Origin of the sequence: Janthinobacterium sp. TB1-E2, assembly GCF_036885605.1 — a bacterium.
GTDB classification, from domain to species: Bacteria; Pseudomonadota; Gammaproteobacteria; order Burkholderiales; family Burkholderiaceae_D; genus Janthinobacterium; species Janthinobacterium aestuarii.
This window is the reverse complement of sequence record NZ_CP142523.1, coordinates 3,661,796-3,682,389: the sequence shown is the minus strand read 5'-3', so window position 1 is coordinate 3,682,389 and position 20,594 is coordinate 3,661,796. Positions and strand designations below refer to the sequence as shown.

22 protein-coding genes are annotated in these 20,594 nt (G+C 60.7%); 9 read left to right on the top strand and 13 right to left on the bottom strand.

Going from position 1 to position 20,594, the window contains the following annotated elements; translation table 11 throughout:
- Nucleotides 1-91: 91 nt before the first annotated feature.
- Complete coding sequence (locus OPV09_RS16370; RefSeq protein ID WP_338678779.1) at nt 92-1,765, bottom strand: DUF6138 family protein; 1,674 nt, start codon at nt 1,763-1,765, stop codon at nt 92-94.
- Nucleotides 1,766-1,902: 137 nt separating this feature from the next.
- On the opposite strand from OPV09_RS16370, the gene OPV09_RS16365 reads away from it, so the two are divergent.
- Nucleotides 1,903-2,271 (top strand): DUF1488 family protein, encoded by a 369-nt coding sequence (locus OPV09_RS16365; RefSeq protein WP_219328966.1) that lies wholly within the window; start codon nt 1,903-1,905, stop codon nt 2,269-2,271.
- Nucleotides 2,272-2,575: 304 nt separating this feature from the next.
- On the top strand, nt 2,576-3,268 hold the full coding sequence (locus OPV09_RS16360; RefSeq protein ID WP_034756036.1) for a DUF3334 family protein: 693 nt from the start codon (nt 2,576-2,578) through the stop codon (nt 3,266-3,268).
- Between the two features lie 69 nt (nt 3,269-3,337).
- Here the strand turns inward: OPV09_RS16360 and OPV09_RS16355 are convergent, their stop codons facing one another.
- The 3 genes from OPV09_RS16355 to OPV09_RS16345 form a co-directional block, all read right to left on the bottom strand.
- Nucleotides 3,338-3,784 (bottom strand): GNAT family N-acetyltransferase, encoded by a 447-nt coding sequence (locus tag OPV09_RS16355; protein WP_338678778.1) that lies wholly within the window; start codon nt 3,782-3,784, stop codon nt 3,338-3,340.
- Nucleotides 3,785-3,849: 65 nt separating this feature from the next.
- Nucleotides 3,850-4,503 (bottom strand): hypothetical protein, encoded by a 654-nt coding sequence (locus OPV09_RS16350; protein WP_338678777.1) that lies wholly within the window; start codon nt 4,501-4,503, stop codon nt 3,850-3,852.
- Between the two features lie 12 nt (nt 4,504-4,515).
- Nucleotides 4,516-5,064, bottom strand: a complete 549-nt coding sequence (locus OPV09_RS16345; protein WP_331776519.1) for a DUF2939 domain-containing protein — start codon at nt 5,062-5,064, stop codon at nt 4,516-4,518.
- A 210-nt stretch (nt 5,065-5,274) separates the two neighbouring features.
- Here OPV09_RS16345 and OPV09_RS16340 point away from each other — a divergent pair, with 210 nt between their 5' ends.
- From OPV09_RS16340 to OPV09_RS16325, 4 genes are all read left to right on the top strand, one after another.
- Nucleotides 5,275-6,873, top strand: coding sequence for an ABC-F family ATPase (locus OPV09_RS16340; RefSeq protein WP_034756044.1), 1,599 nt, complete (start codon nt 5,275-5,277; stop codon nt 6,871-6,873).
- A 220-nt stretch (nt 6,874-7,093) separates the two neighbouring features.
- Nucleotides 7,094-8,227 (top strand): quinolinate synthase NadA, encoded by a 1,134-nt coding sequence (gene nadA / locus OPV09_RS16335; RefSeq protein WP_034756048.1) that lies wholly within the window; start codon nt 7,094-7,096, stop codon nt 8,225-8,227.
- Nucleotides 8,224-9,090, top strand: a complete 867-nt coding sequence (gene nadC, locus OPV09_RS16330; RefSeq protein ID WP_338678776.1) for a carboxylating nicotinate-nucleotide diphosphorylase — start codon at nt 8,224-8,226, stop codon at nt 9,088-9,090. Before nadA ends, nadC begins: the two co-directional genes overlap by 4 nt.
- Nucleotides 9,090-9,848 (top strand): substrate-binding periplasmic protein, encoded by a 759-nt coding sequence (locus tag OPV09_RS16325; RefSeq protein WP_034756058.1) that lies wholly within the window; start codon nt 9,090-9,092, stop codon nt 9,846-9,848. Before nadC ends, OPV09_RS16325 begins: the two co-directional genes overlap by 1 nt.
- A gap of 51 nt (nt 9,849-9,899) precedes the next feature.
- On the opposite strand, the gene ypfJ is transcribed toward OPV09_RS16325, so the two are convergent.
- Nucleotides 9,900-10,790, bottom strand: a complete 891-nt coding sequence (gene ypfJ / locus OPV09_RS16320) for a KPN_02809 family neutral zinc metallopeptidase (RefSeq protein WP_338678775.1) — start codon at nt 10,788-10,790, stop codon at nt 9,900-9,902.
- A gap of 153 nt (nt 10,791-10,943) precedes the next feature.
- On the opposite strand from ypfJ, the gene OPV09_RS16315 reads away from it, so the two are divergent.
- The gene (locus OPV09_RS16315; protein ID WP_338678774.1) at nt 10,944-11,837 is read left to right on the top strand and encodes a GNAT family N-acetyltransferase; all 894 of its coding nucleotides are present in this window, start codon (nt 10,944-10,946) and stop codon (nt 11,835-11,837) included.
- 9 nt (nt 11,838-11,846) lie between these two features.
- On the opposite strand, the gene OPV09_RS16310 is transcribed toward OPV09_RS16315, so the two are convergent.
- Complete coding sequence (locus OPV09_RS16310) at nt 11,847-12,545, bottom strand: DAPG hydrolase family protein (protein WP_235194305.1); 699 nt, start codon at nt 12,543-12,545, stop codon at nt 11,847-11,849.
- 107 nt (nt 12,546-12,652) lie between these two features.
- Here OPV09_RS16310 and OPV09_RS16305 point away from each other — a divergent pair, with 107 nt between their 5' ends.
- Nucleotides 12,653-13,327, top strand: a complete 675-nt coding sequence (locus OPV09_RS16305; RefSeq protein WP_034756065.1) for a TetR/AcrR family transcriptional regulator — start codon at nt 12,653-12,655, stop codon at nt 13,325-13,327.
- Here OPV09_RS16305 and OPV09_RS16300 read toward each other — a convergent pair.
- From OPV09_RS16300 to OPV09_RS16270, 7 genes are all read right to left on the bottom strand, one after another.
- On the bottom strand, nt 13,290-13,970 hold the full coding sequence (locus OPV09_RS16300) for a DNA alkylation repair protein (RefSeq protein WP_072453533.1): 681 nt from the start codon (nt 13,968-13,970) through the stop codon (nt 13,290-13,292). The genes OPV09_RS16305 and OPV09_RS16300 overlap by 38 nt on opposite strands.
- Before the next feature lie 66 nt (nt 13,971-14,036).
- A complete protein-coding gene (locus OPV09_RS16295) occupies nt 14,037-14,813 on the bottom strand; it encodes a peptidylprolyl isomerase (protein WP_034756072.1) in 777 nt (258 codons plus the stop codon).
- A 111-nt stretch (nt 14,814-14,924) separates the two neighbouring features.
- On the bottom strand, nt 14,925-15,704 hold the full coding sequence (locus tag OPV09_RS16290; RefSeq protein WP_034756076.1) for a peptidylprolyl isomerase: 780 nt from the start codon (nt 15,702-15,704) through the stop codon (nt 14,925-14,927).
- A gap of 113 nt (nt 15,705-15,817) precedes the next feature.
- Nucleotides 15,818-16,120 (bottom strand): BolA family protein, encoded by a 303-nt coding sequence (locus OPV09_RS16285; RefSeq protein WP_235194306.1) that lies wholly within the window; start codon nt 16,118-16,120, stop codon nt 15,818-15,820.
- A complete protein-coding gene (locus tag OPV09_RS16280) occupies nt 16,117-16,746 on the bottom strand; it encodes a septation protein A (RefSeq protein ID WP_046682773.1) in 630 nt (209 codons plus the stop codon). The genes OPV09_RS16285 and OPV09_RS16280 overlap by 4 nt, the downstream gene beginning before the upstream one ends.
- A gap of 80 nt (nt 16,747-16,826) precedes the next feature.
- Entirely contained in the window at nt 16,827-17,228 is a 402-nt protein-coding gene (gene msrB / locus OPV09_RS16275) for a peptide-methionine (R)-S-oxide reductase MsrB (RefSeq protein WP_034756083.1), read from the bottom strand.
- A 9-nt stretch (nt 17,229-17,237) separates the two neighbouring features.
- Nucleotides 17,238-18,716: a protein adenylyltransferase SelO gene (locus OPV09_RS16270; protein WP_425324056.1), complete on the bottom strand. Its 1,479-nt coding sequence runs from the start codon at nt 18,714-18,716 to the stop codon at nt 17,238-17,240.
- 225 nt (nt 18,717-18,941) lie between these two features.
- Between OPV09_RS16270 and OPV09_RS16265 the strand changes: the two genes are divergently transcribed.
- Nucleotides 18,942-20,594 carry a 3-(methylthio)propionyl-CoA ligase gene (locus OPV09_RS16265; protein ID WP_338678771.1) on the top strand — a complete coding sequence of 551 codons (1,653 nt, stop codon included), beginning with the start codon at nt 18,942-18,944 and terminating at the stop codon, nt 20,592-20,594.

Sequence of the window (20,594 nt, the reverse complement as noted above, 5' to 3'; positions counted from 1 at the left end):
TCTCCATGATTCAATGTCAGGCGCCAAAAGATGCTTTTCGGCAATTTCGGCGCCCGCATTATAGATGGTGAAAGTCATAACGTTGCACACTTCAGGCGTGCGCCTTGCTGGCCGCTTCAAGCAAGGCCAGCAGCAGCTCCTTGCGCCGGCCTTCCGCCTTGCGCGCCAGTGCCGCCAGTTTTTCCAGCTTGCCCCAGACCGGATACAGCATGTGCTCGACCAGATAGCCGTCCAGCCCTTGCAGTTGCTGGCAGAACAGTTCCAGCTTCTCGACATCCTCCAGTTCCGCCTGGATCCTGACCTTTGCGTTATCCGTGCACGCGCGCAGGCACGCCGCCAGAACGGGGGCGGAGTCGCGCGTGACGCCATGTTGTTCGGCGAAGGCCGCCGTGAACTGGTCCTGCACGGACTGGTGTTCCTCGTCGACGTTGGCCATGTAGTGCTGCACCAGCGGGAAATAGCTGGCATCGAGCAAGCCTAGCCCAAACACGGCATAGCTGCCGGGCATGCAATTCTTTTCGCCTTCCGTGTCGGCATAGAATTCGAATTGCTCGATGGCGGCGCGCGCATACGCTTCCAGTTGCGGCCGCAGGGACGCATGGGCGAGGGCGTTGGCAAAGAAGCGGTGCGTATCGGATTTGGCCAGTCCCTTGATCGGCAAATATGCCTTGACCTTGGATTTGAGCTTGATCTGGTAGCTTTTCGGGAAACCGGCTTGCAGCAGATGCGTGATGAAGGCCAGCACCTGCGCATACGCGCCTTCCTCTTCCTGTGTGATGGTGATGTTGATCGTGGCAAACACATCGTTGGCGCGGCATTCCAGCAGCGCGTTTTTCACGTGGATGTCGGCATCGGGGAAGGTGCCGCTGCCTTCCTTGAGCATGCGCACGGCCCGTTCGCTGCCCAGTTCGCGCGCGATTTCCAGGAATTTGAGGCCTGTCGATTTGGCATAGCTCGGTTCGTGCCGCAAGATCATGACGGCGCCATACAGCAGCAGGTCGATCGGCGCCAGCGCCTGCGCGTCTGGCGCCGCGCCCGCCTTCAAGCTGTATTCCGCGCTGCGGTAGCTCGATTGCCGCACATCATAGAACTGCGGCAGGAATTGATTTTCCGCCCAGGCCGACACGGCCCGGATGATATCGCCGCGATGTTCGGCCAGCGCCTGCGGGCGTGATTTGTTCAGCTGCTCGATGCGTTCGAATTGCGCCAGCGTCCAGCCGATATCGGGCTGCGGAAACAGCTGGGGATCGAGCAGGTGGCGCGACAGGAAGAAGGTTTCCAGCTTTTTCGTTGGCCGCTTGCCGTGTTCAAGTTTTTGCGTGACGTAGCTGTGTATGCGCTCGAGCAGGGTCTTGCGCTTGCCTTCGTTGACGTAGTCGAGCAGGTTCAGGTGCAGCATGCCCTGTGCCGTCTGGAATTTGCCGCGAAAGTTGAAGCGGTAGTCGATCAGGGGCGTGTCCGCCAGTGTTTCCAGCTTCGCTAGCACAATGGCAACCAGTTGGGGCGCGATGATGTCGCGCACGACGGCTTCATCGAGGCGCGATGGCGTCCTCCTTGGTGCGAAATCCTCGGCATCGGCCAGCTGGAAATCGTCGGCCATGCTGCGTCCAGGTTTGTAGTCGAGCAATAACTCGTTGAAGATGCCCATTTGTAAGGTGGTGCGATTCACGGCGCTTTCCAGGTCGGTGCGCTTCAGGCGCTCGACAAACCACTCTTCTACGGCTGCCATCATTTCCCCCGTTGCCTGCTCTAACAGTGTGCTCATTGACTTCCTTGCATTGTGGGCGACGGTGCCATCGCTTGCCGTCACGATCATGTTTAATATAAAACACTATTTTAGGTGCCATGCCTGGCTGCAACAAGGGCCACACACGAGCGACTACTGGTATGCACTTATGTTCGGTGGCAGACGGTAGCTTGCGCACCTTGCCGCTATTCTCGGCGTATTCCCAGCGGGAAATGGCGCCGAGCTTGCGCCATTGCCGCGACAACCTTGCCAGGAGCCGCCCGGCCATGCCCTATGAAATTCTCCGCGACAGCATCGCGCTCGAGCAGGCGGGTGACGCCATCCGCTTCCACTTGTCCGTCTTCGGGGCGGAAAAGACGTGCCGCATCACCGTCACGGCATTGCACAGCCTGGACCAGGGGCAGGGCGGCGACTTGCTGGCCATCTTCGACACTCACCGCCTGCGCATCGGCCAGCGTGCCTTCTCCTACCTGAGCCGCGATCTGCTGGTCAGCGGCGTGGTGTTGCGCGCACTTGATTTCTAGTCACTTTTTCCTGCGACCATGCCCGTGACCTGGCCAGGTATGGTATTTCCGCACAGATCGTCAAGTAAATGCAGGTATGGCTGGACGGAAATGTTACATCTCGGTATTCTGCGCATGATACTTATTTCTATACAGAAAAAGGTAAGAGGGCGGTTCGGGCCGGCGGCAACGCGGCGCGCGCTGCCACGCAAGGTCAGGCATGCAAAGGTGAAGTCGTCCGCTTGCTGAGCGAAACGGTCGTGTTTCGGCTCGCGGCGGGCAGGGAACAGTGCTGTCATCTTTAAAATAGTAGGAGAGGTTGCTCATGGATGCAGAAAAGGATGTTGTGTACGGTACAGAAGATTTGTTGATGAGTTTGTGCAACTCGGTGGTTCGGGTGCTAAACGTTGCAACGCAAAGCAAGGTCAATTATTCGGGCATGGTGCAGCGCATCACCAAGACGGGCCTGAAGCCGGACATCGGCTGCTTCGTGATGTTCGATGGCGGTTTCACGGGCCTGGTCGTGCTCAATTTTGCCGCCGATACGGCGATGGAAATCTACGAGCGCTACATGTTGCACATGGGTATGCCGAAGTCGGAACTGGCCAGTTTCTACACGTCGGACGAAGTGTCGAACATCATGGGCGAGCTGATGAACCAGATCGTGGGCGACTTTACGGGCAAGGTACGCCGCGAGCTGCAAACGAACATCACCCAGAGCCAGCCGAAGATGCTGGTGCTGAACAAGCAGGTGATGCTCAGCGTCGACACCCCGCTGGACCGCCCGGAAATGCGTCGCGTCACTTTCTACACGGAAAAGAACAATATTTTCTACCTGGAACTGGCGATCGACCGTACCGAGTTCATCAAGCTGCACGATTTCGATTCGCGCGAAGTCGATGCCGACTCGCTGATGGATGGCGAATTCGCGAACCGCGAACGGAACGCCGCCCCCGCACCTGCGGCGGAACCGGAAGACGACGACAACGCCGACCTGCTCAAGTCGCTGGGCATGTAAGCAGCGCTTGTTGACCGTGGTTGACAGTGGCTGGCGGCAGCTTTGCAGCCAGCCACTGCTGTTTACAGCCTACAAGGTCTTGCTCATGAACACCCGGCTCGTCCCTTCTGGACTGCAGGCAATGTCGCCGAAGCGGCGCCAGCCGCGGCGCTCGTAAAATTCGGGCGCCTGGAAACTGATGGTGTACAGCACCGCCGAGGCGCAGCCGCGCCGGCGTCCTTCCTCTTCGAACTGCGCCAGTATCTGGCTGCCCAGGCCCAGTCCTCGCAAGGCGGCGGGCAAGTAAAACAAATCGAGAAACAGCAGGCCCAGCGAGGTCCGGCCCATGGCGCCGCCCAGCACCCGCTGGCTGTCGCGGTCGCGCACGACCACGCTCAATACCTGCCTGTCCTGGTATCCCGTGATCGCATCGTTATAGGCGTTCAAGCCCTCGAGGATGGTTTGTTCGACCTCCACGTCGATCGTGGCGCTGACACAGATGGTGTAGGGTAATTCGCTGAGCGGGTGTGCAGGCATGCTGGGCAGGCAAATAGTAAATAACTGTATAAATATACAGTATTTTGACTATTTTCGCCCGCTTATTATTGCAACGTCAATGTGTCCATGCGGCGCTTGCCGACCATGCCGCCTTGCTGGCTGTCGTCGAGCGACCAGTACTCAAGCGCATACGCATAGCTGCCATCGATGATGGTCAGCGTTTCCTTCTGGCGACCGTTGGGCGCCTTGTAGTACAGGCGCCGCGCGGGCCTGCCATCCACCGTCTGCTTGAACGATTGCGCCGCCATGCTGGCGCGCTTGCCCGTCTTGCCCGCCATCGACATCGCCGTGATCGTCACGTAGGCCCGGTCCGGGCAGCGGGCCAGCAGGTGGGCGCCGCTGAGGACGGTGGGCTGCGCTGGATCGGGCGGGAAACCGAACGGTTGCACGCCGACGATATCCTGGCATCCCATCTGTCGCGCCAGGCCGGTCAGCGTTGCCGGATCGAGCGCGCTCGTATGGTGTTTTTCAGCGGCCTGCGCCTGTCCCAATGCCAGGCGGCGCTCCAGTTCGGCTAGCGAGATGTCGCTGGGCACGGGCAGCAGGGCGGGGGCGTCATGATCGGCGGCCGTGGATGTTTCCGCCCGCATGCGCGAGGTGACAGAATGGCTGCTCCCGGTCGTGCCATCGAGGGCATGGGCGAGTGGCGTGGCGCTGGCAAGGGCGATTGCCAGCGATAAAGCTGGGTGTTTCAGCATGAAATTTCCCGGTTAACGTGCAGCCATCGCCGACGCAATCTCGATCGAACTCAGTTTCCAGCCCCACACGCCATGGCGCAGCAGGACCAGCGCGCCGTCCTGTGCATTGCCATTTTTCGCGCGCACGACGAAGGTGTTCACACCGGCGTAGCCTGCCGAATACTCGGCCTTTTTCTGCGCGCCGTCGGCGGGCGTATCCGCGTTCGTATTCGCATCCGCCTGCGGGCTGATGGCGCTCTTGTTGACCAGCGCGACGACACCTGCGGGCGAGACCATGGTGTCGACCATCTTGCCCAGCATGGCGCTGGCGATCGACTGGCCCAGCACGGCCAGCGGGTTGTCGCTGCCGGCGGTCGCCGCGATGCTGCGCGCCATGCTGGCCTCCAGTTGTGTCTTGACGCTGGCGCGCAGGGCGGGGAAGTCCACGTGTTCGGCCAGGGCGTCGGCATTGCGTTCGGCCAGCGCGGTCTTGATCTGGTGCAAGGCATAGTAGGGCGAAGCGTAGGCGGTGACAGCGAGGGCAGCGGCGGCCACGGCGGCGGCGATGGTGATTTTTTTCAAGTGATGCCTGTAAGGTGGAGGGGAGAAAACGGATGCCGCGCAGCGTATCTGCTAAATGGAAATACGGCAATCATATTTTCTTGCCATTATTTCTCTGCATGCACTCGTGGCGCCCTCGGCGGACCACTATAGAGTGATGAGGGTGGGTGCTGTATAATGGGAGAAAAGTATTTAACTAGCTGTTTTAACTGAATAAAGACCCAATATCACATGCTATCTACAGCAAATATTACGATGCAGTTTGGCGCCAAGCCATTGTTTGAGAATATCTCCGTCAAGTTCGGCGACGGCAACCGCTATGGTTTGATCGGCGCGAACGGCTGCGGCAAGTCGACGTTCATGAAGATCCTGGGCGGCGACCTGGACCCGTCGGGCGGCAACGTCATGCTCGATACCAACGAACGCCTGGGCAAGCTGCGCCAGGACCAGTTTGCGTTTGAAGACATGCGCGTCCTCGACGTCGTCATGATGGGCCACACGGAAATGTGGGCCGCCATCCAGCAGCGCGACGCGATCTACGCGAACCCGGAAGCGACGGACGACGACTACATGCAGGCGGCCGAACTGGAAGGAAAAGTGTCCGAATACGACGGCTACACGGCCGAATCGCGCGCCGGCGAACTGCTGCTGGGCGCCGGTGTCGCCATCGACCTGCATCAAGGCCCGATGAGCAATGTGTCGCCAGGCTGGAAGCTGCGCGTGCTGCTGGCGCAGGCGCTGTTCTCGAACCCGGACATCCTGCTGCTCGACGAGCCGACGAATAACCTGGACATCAACACGATTCGCTGGCTGGAAGACGTGCTCAACGAGCGCAACTCCACCATGATCATCATTTCCCATGATCGCCACTTCCTGAACCAGGTGTGCACCCACGTGGCCGACATGGACTACGGCACCCTGAAGATTTATCCAGGCAACTACGACGAATACATGTTCGCCTCGACCCAGGCGCGCAACCAGCAGCTGGCCAACAACGCGAAAGCGAAAGACAAGGTTGCCGAGCTGCAGGAATTCGTGCGCCGCTTCGCCGCGAACAAGTCGAAGGCCCGCCAGGCCACGTCGCGCGCCAAGCAGATCGAAAAGATCAAGGTCGACGACATCAAGCCATCGTCGCGCGCCTATCCGTTCGTGCGGTTCGACGGCGAAAAGAAATTGCACCGCCTGGCCGTGGAAGTCGAGAACATCTCGAAAGGTTTCGACCGCCAGCTGTTCAAGAACTTTTCCATCATGGTCGAGGCGGGCGAACGCATCGCCATCATCGGTGCCAACGGCGCCGGCAAGACCACCATGCTGCGCTGCATCGCTGGCGATATCGCCGGCTTGCAGCCTGATCAAGGCCGCGTGAAGTGGGCGGAAAACGCCAACGTCGGCTACATGCCGCAAGACCCGACGGAAGATTTCGCCAAGGACACGAACCTGACCGACTGGATCGGCCAGTGGACGAAAGAGGGCGACGACGATCAGGCCGTGCGTTCCATCCTGGGCCGCTTGCTGTTCGGCGGCGACGATGTCAAGAAGGCCGTCAAGGTGCTGTCCGGCGGTGAAAAAGGCCGCATGATGTACGGCAAGCTGATGCTGGGCCGCCACAACGTACTGATGCTCGATGAGCCGACCAACCACATGGACATGGAATCGATCGAATCCCTGAACATCGCGCTGGAAAAATACGCGGGCACCCTGATCTTCGTGTCGCATGACCGCGAATTCGTTTCTTCGCTGGCCAACCGCATCATCGAGATCAAGGAAGATGAAGTGGTCGATTACCGTGGCAATTACGAGGATTACCTCAAGAGCCAGGGTATTGATTAATTTGTAGGGTAACGTTGTGTCGGATTACGCGCTGTGCGCTAATCCGACCTACGTCAGGGTGAGTTGGTCGCGTAGGTCGCGTAGGTCGGATTAGCGCAGCGTAATCCGACATTACAACGTCATCCGCCAGCACCACACCGACGCGCCGCGGTCCATTCGTTCCGGCGCACCTGCTTTATTGCAATCGTGCCGGTCTATCCCGTTTTTGTTTGACACAGCCATGCAAACTTTAGCCATCAAATCCGTCGAGTACGAACATCCACAAGACGGAGCCAGCTGCACTGCCCACGCCTGGGCACGCACGCCAGCGACGCCGTCCCCGGCCGAGAAAGCCGAACTGATCACGCGCATCAAGCGCCTGCTGATCGAGCGCGAAGCCGTGCTCGTTGCCCACTATTACGTTGATGCTGACCTGCAAGACCTGGCCGAAGCCACGGGCGGCTGCGTCTCCGATTCCCTGGAAATGGCCCGCTTCGGGCGCGACCATCCGGCCAAGACCCTCGTCGTGGCTGGTGTGCGCTTCATGGGTGAAACGGCAAAGATCCTCAGTCCCGAGAAAACGGTATTAATGCCCGACCTCGACGCGACCTGTTCGCTCGACCTCGGCTGTCCGGTCGATGAATTCACGGCCTTCTGCGACGCCCATCCTGACCGCACGGTGGTGGTGTACGCCAACACCAGCGCGGCCGTCAAGGCGCGCGCGGACTGGATGGTGACCTCGTCCATCGGCCTCGACATCGTGGCCCACCTGCATGCGCAGGGCAAGAAAATCCTCTGGGCACCCGACAAGCACCTGGGTTCCTACATCCAGAAGCAGACGGGCGCCGACATGCTGCTGTGGCAGGGTAGCTGCCTCGTGCATGACGAATTCAAGGGCATCGAACTCGATCTGCTCAAGGAAGAGTATCCGCAAGCCAAGGTGCTCGTGCACCCGGAGTCGCCCGCGAACGTGGTGGCGCTGGCCGACATGGTGGGTTCCACGTCGCAAATGATTGCGGCAGCGCAAACCATGGACACGGACACGTTTATTGTCGCCACCGACAACGGCATCCTGCACAAGATGCGTGCCGCCGCGCCAGGAAAACGTTTCATCGAAGCGCCCACGGCCGGCAACAGCGCCACCTGCAAGAGCTGCGCGCACTGCCCGTGGATGGCCATGAACGGCTTGCTGAACCTGGCGCAGACGCTGGAAAACATGCACAACGAAATCCACGTCGATCCTGCCGTCGGCCAGCTGGCCGTGCGCTCGATCAACCGCATGCTCGACTTCGCCGCTGCCAAGAAGGCGGGCCTCAAGCCGGGTGCGGACCTGGCAAAAGAAACCACATTGTTCCAAGGAATCGGTCCAGCATGAGTACTCTCGTTAATTCTTTCGCTCCCTTCGATCCGGCCCTGGCGCGCGCGTTCGAAGGCAATTTGCTGGCCGCCTTGCTGGAAGACGTGGGCCAGTGCGACCTGACGGGCGAGCTGGTGCCGCCCGACCACATCGTTACGGCCCGTGTCATCGTGCGCGAAGCGGCCGTGCTATGCGGCGCACCGTGGTTCGAAGGCATCATGAAAAGCCTGGACCGCAGCATCGATATTGCCTGGCATTACGCCGAAGGCGACATGATGACGGCTGACAGTGTCGTCTGCACGATCCAGGCACCGGCGCGCGCCTTGCTTACGGCCGAGCGCAGCGCCCTCAATTTCCTGCAACTGCTGTCCGCCGTGGCCACGGCCACGCGCCAGTATGTCGACGTGATCGCCGGCACCAAGGCGTCCATCCTCGACACGCGCAAGACCTTGCCGGGCCTGCGCCTGGCGCAAAAGTATGCGGTGCGCGTCGGCGGCGGCAAGAACCAGCGCCTGGCCCTGTACGACGGCATCCTGATCAAGGAAAACCATATCGCGGCCGCGGGCGGCGTCAGCCAGGCCCTGGAAAACGCGCGCAACCTCGACGCGGGCGTGCCCGTGCAAATCGAAGTGGAAACCCTGGCGCAATTGCGCGAAGCGCTGGATGCGGGTGCCGTCTCCGTCTTGCTCGATAATTTCAGCAACGACATGATGCGCGAAGCCGTGGCCTTGACGCAGGGCCGCGCCTTGCTCGAAGCGTCGGGCGGCATCAATTTCGACACCGTGCGCGCCATTGCCGAAACGGGCGTGGACCGCATTTCGATCGGCAGCCTGACCAAGGACGTGCGGGCCACCGATTATTCCTTGCGCATCGTCGGCTGATGAAAAAAGCAGGGCGGCGCCTGCTGGCCCTGGCGCTGCTGTGGCCGGCATTTTCCATGCCTCTGCAGGCACGCGAGTTGCTGGCCGTGGGCGCGCAGTTCGAGCGCGTGTTCGAGTACCAGGAGGGTGGCGAGTATGGCGGACTGGGCGCGGAACTGCTGCGCCTGATGGCGGCGCGCACGGGTAACACCGTGCGTTTTCGCATGGTGCCGTGGGCGCGCGCGCAAGCCATGCTGGTGCAGGGCCAGGCCGATATCCTGATCGGTCCCTACAAGACGCCCGATCGCATTGCCAGCATGGCCTTTTCCGACAAGCCGTTTTACCAGGACCAGATGGTCTTTTATACGCGCCAGAACGCCAGCTTCAGCTGGGACGGCGACTACGCGGTGCTGAAGAACCGCAGGGTGGTGCTGCTCAATGGCTGGGCCTATGGCGCGGAATGGGAGCGCGTGCGGCCCGGCTTGCAGGTCAGCGTGGCCAACAACGTGGAAAATGGCTTGAAGATGCTGGTGCACAATCACGTCGACGTCTTCGTCAGCAACCGTCGCAATACCGATCCCGTCATCGCCCGCCTCGGCTATGGACGCCAGGTGAAACCCCTGCCCAGAATCATCGAACTGCAAAACGGCTATTTTGCCTTCCCCCGTTCGCCCACTTTCGACAAGCTGCGTGTGCAGTTCGACCAGGAACTGAATAACCTGATCGAGACGGGCGAGCTGAAAAGATTGGGCAAGCGCTACGACGTCAGCTTGCCCTGATAGACGCATGCCGGCCGGCAGGACGGCATGCGTGGGTGCACGCGGATGTCACTACAACTGGCGTGCCTCGAAGGTATTGCACTGGGCAATCTGGCCGCTCTCGATGCCCTTGGTAAACCAGCGTACGCGCTGCTCCGAGGTGCCGTGTGTAAATGAGTCCGGCACGACATGGCCTTGTGCCTGGCGCTGCAGCGCATCGTCGCCGATGGCCGTGGCCGCTTTCAGGGCCGCTTCCACATCGCCTTGCTCGAGGATCTTGCGGTCGGCGTTCGCGTGATACGCCCACACGCCAGCAAAGCAGTCGGCCTGCAATTCCAGGCGCACGGACATGGCGTTGGCCTGGCGCTCCGATTGCGTGCGGCGCGCATTGTCGACCTTTTCGGACAAGCCCATCAGGTTTTGCACGTGGTGGCCCACTTCATGCGCGATCACGTACGCTTCGGCGAATTCGCCCGAGACCTTGAAACGCTGCTGCATCAGATTGAAGAAATCGAGATCCAGATAGACTTTCTGGTCGCCGGGGCAGTAGAAGGGCCCGCTGGCGCTCTGGCCCGTGCCGCAGGCCGTCGGGATACTGCCCGAGAACAGCACCAGCTTGGGTTTCACATAGCTGCCGCCCTCGGCCTTGAACAGGGCGCCCCACGTGTCTTCCGTATCGGCCAGCACGGTTTTCACGAAGCGGGCCATCTCGTCCGATTCGGGTGGCTGGCGCGCCGGGGCCTGGCTTTGCTGGGTGCTGACCTGGCCGCCACCGCCGCTGAGCAGATTGAGCAAGGTCAAGGGATTGACGCCCAGTACATACGAGCCGACGAGGGCGATGACGATGGTGCCGATGCCGATCGAGCGCCCGCCAAAACCAAAGCCGCCACCGCCGCCCCCGCCGCCATCTTCGCCACGGCGATCTTCCACATTGTCGCTTTCGCGATTGCCTTCCCATTTCATGATATTTACTCCTGCTGCGATTTGCGATTGATTGGTGACGCCTGAATATGTTTCTTGCGACGAATCTTGTTATTATCGCAGTAAACCGCGCTGCGACAGAGGTGACAATGTTACCCTTTGCAACTTTCCACCCACTCCACAACAGGTACACGCATGGCGCTTGCCAACGATACACTCATTTCGCCAACGGCGGTGGTCCAGGCGCAACTGGACGCCTACAACGCGCACGACGTGCCGGCCTTGCTGGCCATCTACGCAGATGATGCGCAGCAATTCCAGCACCCCGATACCTTGCTGGCGCAGGGCGGCGCGCAGATCGGCCCCCGTTTCACGGCCCGTTTCGCGGCAAGCCGGCCGCGGGCGCAGTTGCTCAATCGTATAGCCTGCGGCAAGCTGGTGATCGACCATGAAATCGTCCATGGCGATACGGACGATGGCATGTCGGCACAGGAACTGGTGGCGACGTATGAGGTAGAGCAGGGACGCATCAGCCGTGCCTGGTTCAACTTTGGCGCGTTGACGCGCTTGCGCGTGGCGCTGCCGGCCGATGTGCCAGCAATGAATGCGCTGATCGCCCGTTCCGGCGTGGCGCTGAGCGCGGGGTTTTATACGCAGGAACAGGCCGAGGCCGTGACGCGCCACGTGTTCGGCGTCGATACGCAGCTCGTGGCGGACCGGACGTATTTCGTGATCGAACGCGATGGCGCCATGCTGGCTTGCGGCGGCTGGAGCCAGCGCGCCACCCTGTATGGCGCCGACCGCGCCAAGAGCGGGCCGGATCCGCTGCTCGATCCAGCCAGCCAGCCGGGCCGCATCCGCGCCTTCTTTGTCGAACCAGGCGCCGCCCGCCAGGGCCTGGGCAGCATGCTGATGCGCCATTGCGAACGCCAGGCGCTGGCCGCCGGTTTTACCGCCCTGGAACTGGCCGCCACCTTGCCCGGGGTGCCGCTGTATCTAGCCAGCGGCTTTGCCGTGACGGAAGAGTTTCATCTGGACTTGCCCGATGACATCAAGCTGCCGCTGGCGCGCATGCACAAGCAGTTGTAAAACCATGTTTTACCAGGGCAGCGGCGCCTTTTCCCCGTTGGCATGCTCACCGTAATACAGCGATGGCAGGAAGCGCGACAGATAGGTAAATTCGCTGTAGCAATGGCGCAGCAAATTCAGGCCCAGTACGTCGGGCACGTCGCGCACGGGGTCCAGGCTATTGCGGCCCAGCAAGAAGCGGCTGCGCAGCACGCAACCTGTGGGCGTATCACGGGTCAAATGCAGCATCTCGCCATCGAGCGGGTCGCCCAGCGGGTCCAGTTGCACGTGCTCGCCAAAGCCGATGCGCGCGCAGATGGCAGCCGACAGGGTGCCGCTATCCTTGGCCTGCTGCAGTTGCGCCGGATCAAATACCTCCTTCGGATCATGGAACTTCAGCTTGGCTTTCACGGGCGGAATGTCGCCCAGCGATTCCACGGCCTCGATCGAGGCGCCATAGTAACTCTCTCCCTTTTTCCACGCATTGTTCCAGCCGTGATGTGCCACGTGGTCGTGCGGATGCCACCACTTGATGTGCTGGGTCGTTTCGAAAAACGTAAACCACCAATCCAGCATGCGCCCGCTGCAGCCGTGCAGTTCCGTGCGCGCCGCCACCAGCAGACAACCGTCTTCCAGGCGCGTGATGCCGGTTTCCAGGTGCAAGGGAAACGGGTTGAGCAAGTCGCCCGTGCTGATGATGCTCCATGGGAATTCCATATGTTTCGTCATATCGTTCTCCTTTGTTGGGGTGGACCAATTATATATTAAAGAAACGATTTTCGTTTCCTAAATATGTTTCAGTGTAAAATTGCCCATCGATCAAGCTTGGAGTCGGCATGCAGGAAGAAGAGAGCAAGGCTGTGCGTGGACGGGGCCGTCCGGCGCGCCCGCCCGAGGAAGCGCGCGAGGCGGCTGTGCAAGCGGCCACCTGGCTGCTGCTGCACGAAGGCTATGCGGCCACGACCATGGAAGCGGTGGCGCGCCACGCGGGCATGGCCAAGAAGTCGCTGTATCAATACGCGGCCAACCGCGAGGAACTGGTCGCCCTGGTGGTGCGCGGCTGGACGGATGCGTTCCTGCCTGCCATGGCGCACGATGCGGCCGGGCCTGGTGACGTCTTGCCTCTGTTAAAAGAGATATTGCAGGCGATGGCGGCGCGCGTGCTGACGGCGGATGCTGTGGGCCTGTTCCGCCTGCTGTGCACGGAGTTTCCCGCGCGTGCGGACTTGCTGGCCGTGTATCAGCGCAACGGCATCGAGCGGGGCACGGCGATGCTGGCCGAATGGCTGGGCCGCCAGGCCGCGCGCGGCCACATGACGATCAGCAATGCGCCTGAACTGGCTGGCCTGCTGCTGGCCATGGTGATTGCCGAGCCGCTGCGGCAGATGGCGCTGGGCTTGCTGGCGTCCGTGCCGGCCTGGGATGCCGCGCCGCGCATCGACGCCGTGCTGCGTCTGCTGGGCGGGTCGGCGTTCAGTGTGGCTGGTGCTTCAACGCCTCGCGGTAGCTGAGCGCAGACAGTTGCTGGCGGTGCTTCGTTGCAAAAAACAGCACCTCTGCCGGCGCGTGGCGCGCGTAATCGCGCAGGGCCCAGCCGATGGCCTTGCGGATGAAAAACTCGTCTTCATGGGCCAGCGCCAGCGCCGCGCCGAATAGCCAGCCGGCATCTGTGTCGGCGCGCCAGCCCAGCTGGTGCAGCATGGCGATGCGGCGCAACCAGAAGTCCTCATGGCGCAAGGCCGCGTCCATGTGCGCATGGCCGTCGCCGCCGCGCTGGTGCTCCGCCTGCAGCACCTCGCCGACGATACCCGCCATGCCGTCGACGCTGTCCCACCAGGCCCGCTGGCGCGCCAACGCCAGCAGGGCGGGGATTTGCCCGATGTTCAGCTGGCGCCAGTGCAGGGCCAGCATGTCGAGCGCCACGTGCTGGTATTCGCGTTCCGGCTGTTGCCACAGCAGCTGCGCGTGCTCGAGCAAGGTCGCGGCATCGATGCCCTTCAAGCCCGCCAGCAAGTCCCTGGCGGCCAGTCGCCGCTGCGGCGCTGCAACGCCCAGGAAAACGAACTGGTCGCGCATATACGCCTGCATGGGCGCCGCGCGGCCCGGTTCGGCAGCAGCTTCGAGTGCGATTTTTAATTCCGTGTGCAAGTCCATGCTGTTTTCCCATGTTCAGACGTAAAAAAAGCGCTCCGTGGAGCGCCTTTTCATCTTCATCCGATATTACTGGATTTTTGCTTTCTTCATCAACTCGTCGCGGTAGGCGGCGAGTTTCTTCTGTTGCAGCGACTCGGCCACTTGACCCTTGACTTCTTCCAGTGCCGGCAGCTTCGTCGGACGGGTTTCTTCCAGCTTGATCACGTGGAAACCGAATTGCGATTGCACTGGCGTTTGCGTGACCTGGCCTGGTTTCAAAGCAACCATGGCGTCGGAGAATGGCTTCACGTACGAAGCTGGGCTAGCCCAGTCCAGGTCGCCGCCATTGGCTGCGGAACCGTCTTTCGATACTTTCGCCAGTTCTTCGAACTTGGCGCCGCCTTTCAGCTTGGCGATGATGTCTTTCGCTTCCGCTTCGGTGGCCACCAGGATGTGGCGTGCATGGTATTCCTTGTCGCCCGCTTGTGCCTTGAACTTGTCGTACTCGGCCTTGATTTCAGCGTCCTTGACAGGGTTCTTCTTGACGTAGTCGGCCAGCAGGGCGTTGATGATGATGCTTTGACGGGCATTGTCGATCTGCGACTTGACTTCCGGACGCGTGCCGTAGCCTTGCTTGTCGGCTTCCTGGATCAGCACTTCACGGCCGATCAGGTCTTTTTTGATGGCTTCGCGCAATTGCGGAGAATCCGCTTGCTTGCCTTGGGCGACGACTTGCTTGACGACCTGGTCAACGCGCGACGACGGGATGGCCTTGCCATTCACTGTGGCGACGTTTTGCGCGAACGCAGGGATCGCTACAACGGCGACCAGGGCTAAGATCAAACGGGCTGGCTTCAAAATCATGTTCATTCCTAATAAATATACTAAAAATCGATACGCGCGGCTGTCGCGCAGTGCGCATTCAGGCGCAGAATACACGACCGGCGCCGAAAAGGGCGCCGGGGAGGTCAGTTCTTACTGAACTTTCGCTTTTTTGATCATTTCTTCCTGATACGCTTGCAGTTTCTTTTGCTGCAGCGCTTCGGCGATCTGTGGCTTGACTTCTTCCAGGGTCGGCAGTTTTGCCGCGCGGGTGTCGTCCAGCTTGATCACGTGGAAACCGTTAGGCGTTTGCACCGGGGTGTCGGTGACCTGGCCTTTTTGCAGTTTCACGAAGGCGTCCGAGAATACTTTCGGGAACGACGATGGGGCTGCCCAGTCCAGGTCGCCGCCGTTGTCGGCTGAACCGGTATCTTTCGATTGCTTGGCCAGATCTTCGAACTTGGCGCCGCCTTTCAGCTTGGCGATGATGTCTTTCGCTTCCGCTTCGGTGCCGACCAGGATGTGGCGCACGTGGTATTCCTTGTCGCCGGTCTGGGCCACGAACTTGTCGTATTCGGCCTTGATTTCAGCGTCGTTGACCGGGTTCTTTTTCAGGTAGTCGCCGACCAGGGCGTTGATGACGATGGCCTGGCGTGCGTTCTCGATTTGCTGCTTGACTGCTGCATCTTTACCGAAACCTTTGTTTTCCGCTTCTTGCATCAGCACTTCACGGCCGATCAAGTCTTTCTTGATCATTTCGCGCAGTTGCGGCGAATCCGGTTGCTGGCCTTGGGCGACGACTTGCTTGACGACTGCATCAACGCGCGACGATGGGATAGGCTTGCCATTAACAACGGCAACATTTTGCGCAAAAACAGGTACCGCGACAACGGCGAGTAGTGCGATCAGCAAGCGGGCTGGCTTAAAAGTCATTATTAAATCCTGTTAGGGAAAGTTTCGTAAAAAACGCATGGGAAGAAAACGCGTGCATGGCGCTTGCGGCAAACGGCATACCAAGTTGCCCCGGTACGCCAAAAACGCCGTCCTTACACTACTTCGGACGGCGCCAGGGCCACAATCGCCAATGCATGTATCTCATTATGCATCATATCGTGCACGGAATCATACACCAGTCGATGGCGCATGACGAGCCTGAGCCCTTCAAATTGACTAGAAATTATGCGTAGATTGTAATGGCCTCCGCCCGAGGCGGCGCCCGCATGGCCCCGGTGGCGCGCCGAGTCATCTTCCAGCACACATTCCAGAGGGGAAAGTGCCGTTTCCAGGCGGGTACGAATGCGCTGCATGCGCGTTTCCGGCGCGGTGTTTTCAGTGGTGGAGTTCATCATGCGTCTTCCTTGATATGTTTGGCCAGGAACAGGGTTTGCGCCACGATAAAGGCAAAGAAGATGCCCGTCGCGCCAAACGCCTTGAAGCTGACCCAGGCGGCCATGTCTCCCTTGTACAGCACGAAGGCGACGAACAGGTTCAGTGCGCCGATGGCGCCAAAGAAGATGATCCATGCGGCCAGCAACTGGTTCCATACGGCATCAGGCAATTGCACTTGCGCTTCCATGGTCTTGCGGATCAGGTTTTTCTTGAAACCCACGTGGGCGATCAAGAGGGCCAGGCCGGACAGCCAGTAGATCAGGGTCGGCTTCCATTTCAGGAAGAAATCGTCATGCAGATAAATGCTGGCGCCACCGAACACGACAAAGATGAACAGCGACAGCCACAGCATGCCGTCCACCTTGCGCCCGCGCAGCAGCAGATAGCTGACCTGGCAGGCGGTGGCGACGATGCCGACGAGGGTGGCAAGTATCCACGGCGCCTGGTCGGCCTTGATCAAGCCGCCTGACACGAAGCCGGACAAATATTGCTGCACGAAATCGTGCGTGGCCGCTTCATACATGCCGCCCAGCTTGAAGGCGGCGAAGAAGGCGATCAGGGGGAATAGGTCGAATAGAAATTTCATGGCGAGACTTTACACGGGTCTTGTTACATTCATCTTAGGAATGGCTTAGGAGCAAGATGCCCGCCCGCCATTCCAGTGTTTCACGGTTGCGGATCGAAGCGCAGCGATGCCGAATTGATGCAATAACGCAAGCCGGTCGGCGGCGGGCCGTCCGGGAAGACGTGGCCCAGGTGGGCGTCGCAGACGGCGCAGACGATTTCCGTGCGCACCATGCCGTGGCTGCGGTCGACGATTTCCGTCACGTTGGCCGGGTCGAGTGCCTGGAAATAGCTGGGCCAGCCGCAGCCCGAGTCGAACTTGGTGTCCGAAGCGAACAGGGGCGTGTTGCAGCAGACGCAGGTGTAGACGCCGTGTTCATGGTGGTCCCAGAACTTGCCCGTGAAGGCCCGTTCCGTAGCCGCGTGGCGCGTAACTTCGTATTGCATCGAATCGAGCATGGCGCGCCATTCGGCGTCGGTTTTCTTGACTTTATTCGTGGTCATAATGACTCCTCAGGATGAGCAACTGACTTCAAGGTGGCTGGCCCAGTCGGGCGGCAGGGCCGCATAGTGCTGGTGTTCGGGCTGTTCGTCAAATGGCTTTTGCAAAACTTCCAGCAATGTCGCCACTTCCGTGTAATCCTGCTGCTGGGCTTTTTCGATGGCCACTTGCGCCAGGTAGTTGCGCAGCACGTATTTCGGGTTGACCTGGTTCATGGCCGCTTGCCGCTCGGCATCGACGCTGTGCTCCTGCCGCAGACGCGCGCGGTATTGTGCCGCCCACGTATCGAAGGCGGGGCGGTCGATGAACATGTCGCGCAGCACGGTGTCGTGCTCGGGCGCGGCCACCTGCAGTGTCGACAGGGCACGGAAGAAGTTCGTGAAATCCACGTGATTGGCTTGCATCAGCGCAAACATGCTGTCGAACAGCTGCGTATCGTCGTCCTGGCTCGTTTGCAAGCCCAGCTTGGCGCGCAGCAGGGCATTCATCTTCTCCGCAAAAGCGGGCTGGTAGCTGTCCAGCGCCGCCTGCGCCAATGCCACTTCGCCGATCAATGGCAGCAGCGCCTGGCCCAGCGCATAGCAGTTCCAGTGACCCACCTGCGGCTGGTTGGCGTAGGAATAGCGGCCTTGCTGGTCCGTATGGTTGCAGATGTGCTCGGCGTCAAACGCTTCCATGAAGCCGAAGGGACCGTAATCGAGGGTCAGGCCCAGGATCGACATATTGTCCGTATTCATCACGCCATGCATGAAGCCAACGGCTTGCCACTGCGCAATCATGTGCGCCGTGCGCACGCACACTTCGGCCAGCAAGGCTTGATATGGATTTGATGCAGCGCGCAAGTGGGGGTAGAAGCTGTCGATGACGTAATCGGCCAGGATTTTCAGCTCGTCCGGCTGCTTGCGGTAAAACCAGTGTTCGAACGAGCCGAAGCGCACGAAACTGGGCGCCATGCGCGTGACGACGGCGGCCGTCTCGACTGTTTCGCGCATGATGCCTTGCTGCGAACCCATGATGGACAGCGCGCGCGACGTGGGTATGCCCAGCGCCGCCATGGCTTCCGAGCACAGGAATTCGCGGATGGACGAGCGCAGCACGGCACGGCCATCCCCCATGCGCGAATACGGCGTGGCGCCGGCGCCTTTCAGCTGCAGTTCCATCGGGCCATCAGCCGTGGCGATATCGCCCAGCAAGATGGCGCGGCCATCGCCGAGCTGACCGGCCCAGACGCCGAACTGGTGGCCCGAATACACGGCCGACAGGGGCATCGAGCGCTCGGCCACGGCATTGCCGCTCAGCAGCGCTACGTAATCGGGCTCGGCCAGGCGCGCCGCATCGAGACCGATGAGGGCCGCGGCTGGCGCGCTGGCGGCCACGAAGTACGGGGCGGGCAGGGGCGTGGGCATCAAGCGCGTATAGAACGCGGGCGGCAAGGCCGCAAAGGCGTTATCCAGTGGTAAGGTATGAGCGGTGATGGCAATTCCAGTCAGTAAGATGGACTGGCACGGTGCGCCAGCCTGGAATGCGATTTTACCGCACAGCGCCAAGGCGCGTGGCGGGCGTCGTAGTGGGTATCCGCACGGCAAAAAACGGAACCGAAAATTCCATGCTGCATCGCAATATCGAAATGCGTTGACGATTTCCGCACGACCGTACGAAACTAGGGAAAATCTTTAAATTCCAACAATAACCGAGTATCCAACCCAGGAGACACGATGTCGGCATTCCCCTTGAGTCCAGTGATGGGCCAGATGATGAATCAGCCCCTGCTGATTTCCAGCATTATCGAGTTTGCAGCGCGTCATTATGGGGGCAGCGAAATCATTTCGCGGCGGGTGGAAGGCGATATGCACCGCTACACCTACCGCGATTGCCACCAGCGCGCGCGCCGGCTGGCGAACGCCTTGCACGGCCTCGGTGTCGGCATGGGCGACCGCGTCGCCACCCTGGCCTGGAATGGCTACCGCCACCTGGAAGCGTACTATGCCGTGTCCGGCTCGGGTGCCGTGCTGCACACGATCAATCCGCGCCTGTTTCCCGACCAGATCGCCTACATTTCCAATCATGCGGAAGACCAGGTCTTGCTGTTCGATTTGACTTTCCTCCCCGTGGTGGAAAAGATCGCCGCCGACTGCACCTTCGTCCGCCATTTCGTGCTGATGTGCGACCGCGAACGCATGCCTGCCACCAGCACGATCCCCGATCTGCTGTGCTATGAAGACTTGATCGCCACGCATTCCGACGACTACACGTGGCCCCTGTTCGACGAGAATTCGGCCGCCACCCTGTGCTACACGTCGGGCACGACGGGCAACCCCAAGGGCGCCCTGTATTCGCACCGCTCGACCGTGCTGCACGCGTACGCGTCAGCCATGCCCAGCGCCCTGAACGTGCGCGCTTCGGACACCGTGCTGCCCGTCGTGCCCATGTTCCACGTGAATGCCTGGGGCTTGCCGTATTCGGTGCCCCTGTCCGGCGCGCGCATGGTGTTTCCCGGCGCGGCACTGGACGGCAAGTCGCTGTACGAATTGTTCGAGGCGGAAAAAGTGACGTTCTCGGCTGGCGTGCCCACCGTCTGGCTGGGCTTGCTGAATCACGCCTTGCAGAATAATCTGCAATTTTCCACCTTCCGCCGCACCGTGATCGGCGGCGCGGCGTGTCCGCCAGCCATGATGGATACCCTGATCGACAAGTTCGACGTGGAAGTCATCCACGCCTGGGGCATGACGGAAATGTCGCCGCTGGGCACGGCCGGCGGCTTGCAGACCAAGCACCTGGACTTGCCGAAGGACGAGCAGCGCAAGATCCTGCAAAAGCAGGGCCATGCGATCTACGGCGTGGACATGAAGATCGTCGACGACGATGGCAAGGAATTGCCGTGGGATGGCGTGGCGTATGGCCACCTGCTGGTGAAGGGGCCGTGGATCATCTCGTCGTATTACAAGAACGAGGGCGGCGACGTATTGCAGGATGGCTGGTTCCCCACGGGCGACGTGGCCACCATCGACACGGACGGCTACATGCAGATCACGGACCGCAGCAAGGACGTGATCAAGTCGGGTGGCGAGTGGATCGGCACCATCGACCTGGAAAACCTGGCCATGGCGCACCCGGCCGTGCTGCAGGCGGCCTGTATCGGCGTATTCCACCCGAAATGGGACGAGCGCCCCGTGCTCGTCGTCGTGCTGCGCCCCGGCATGACGGTCACGCGCGAAGCGTTATTGCAATTTTTTGAAGGCAAGATCGCCAAGTGGTGGACGCCCGACGACGTGCTGTTTATCGACGCCTTGCCCATGGGCGCGACGGGCAAGATCCAGAAAAACAAGCTGCGCGAGCAGTTCAAGGGGCACCAGCTGCCCGGCATGTAG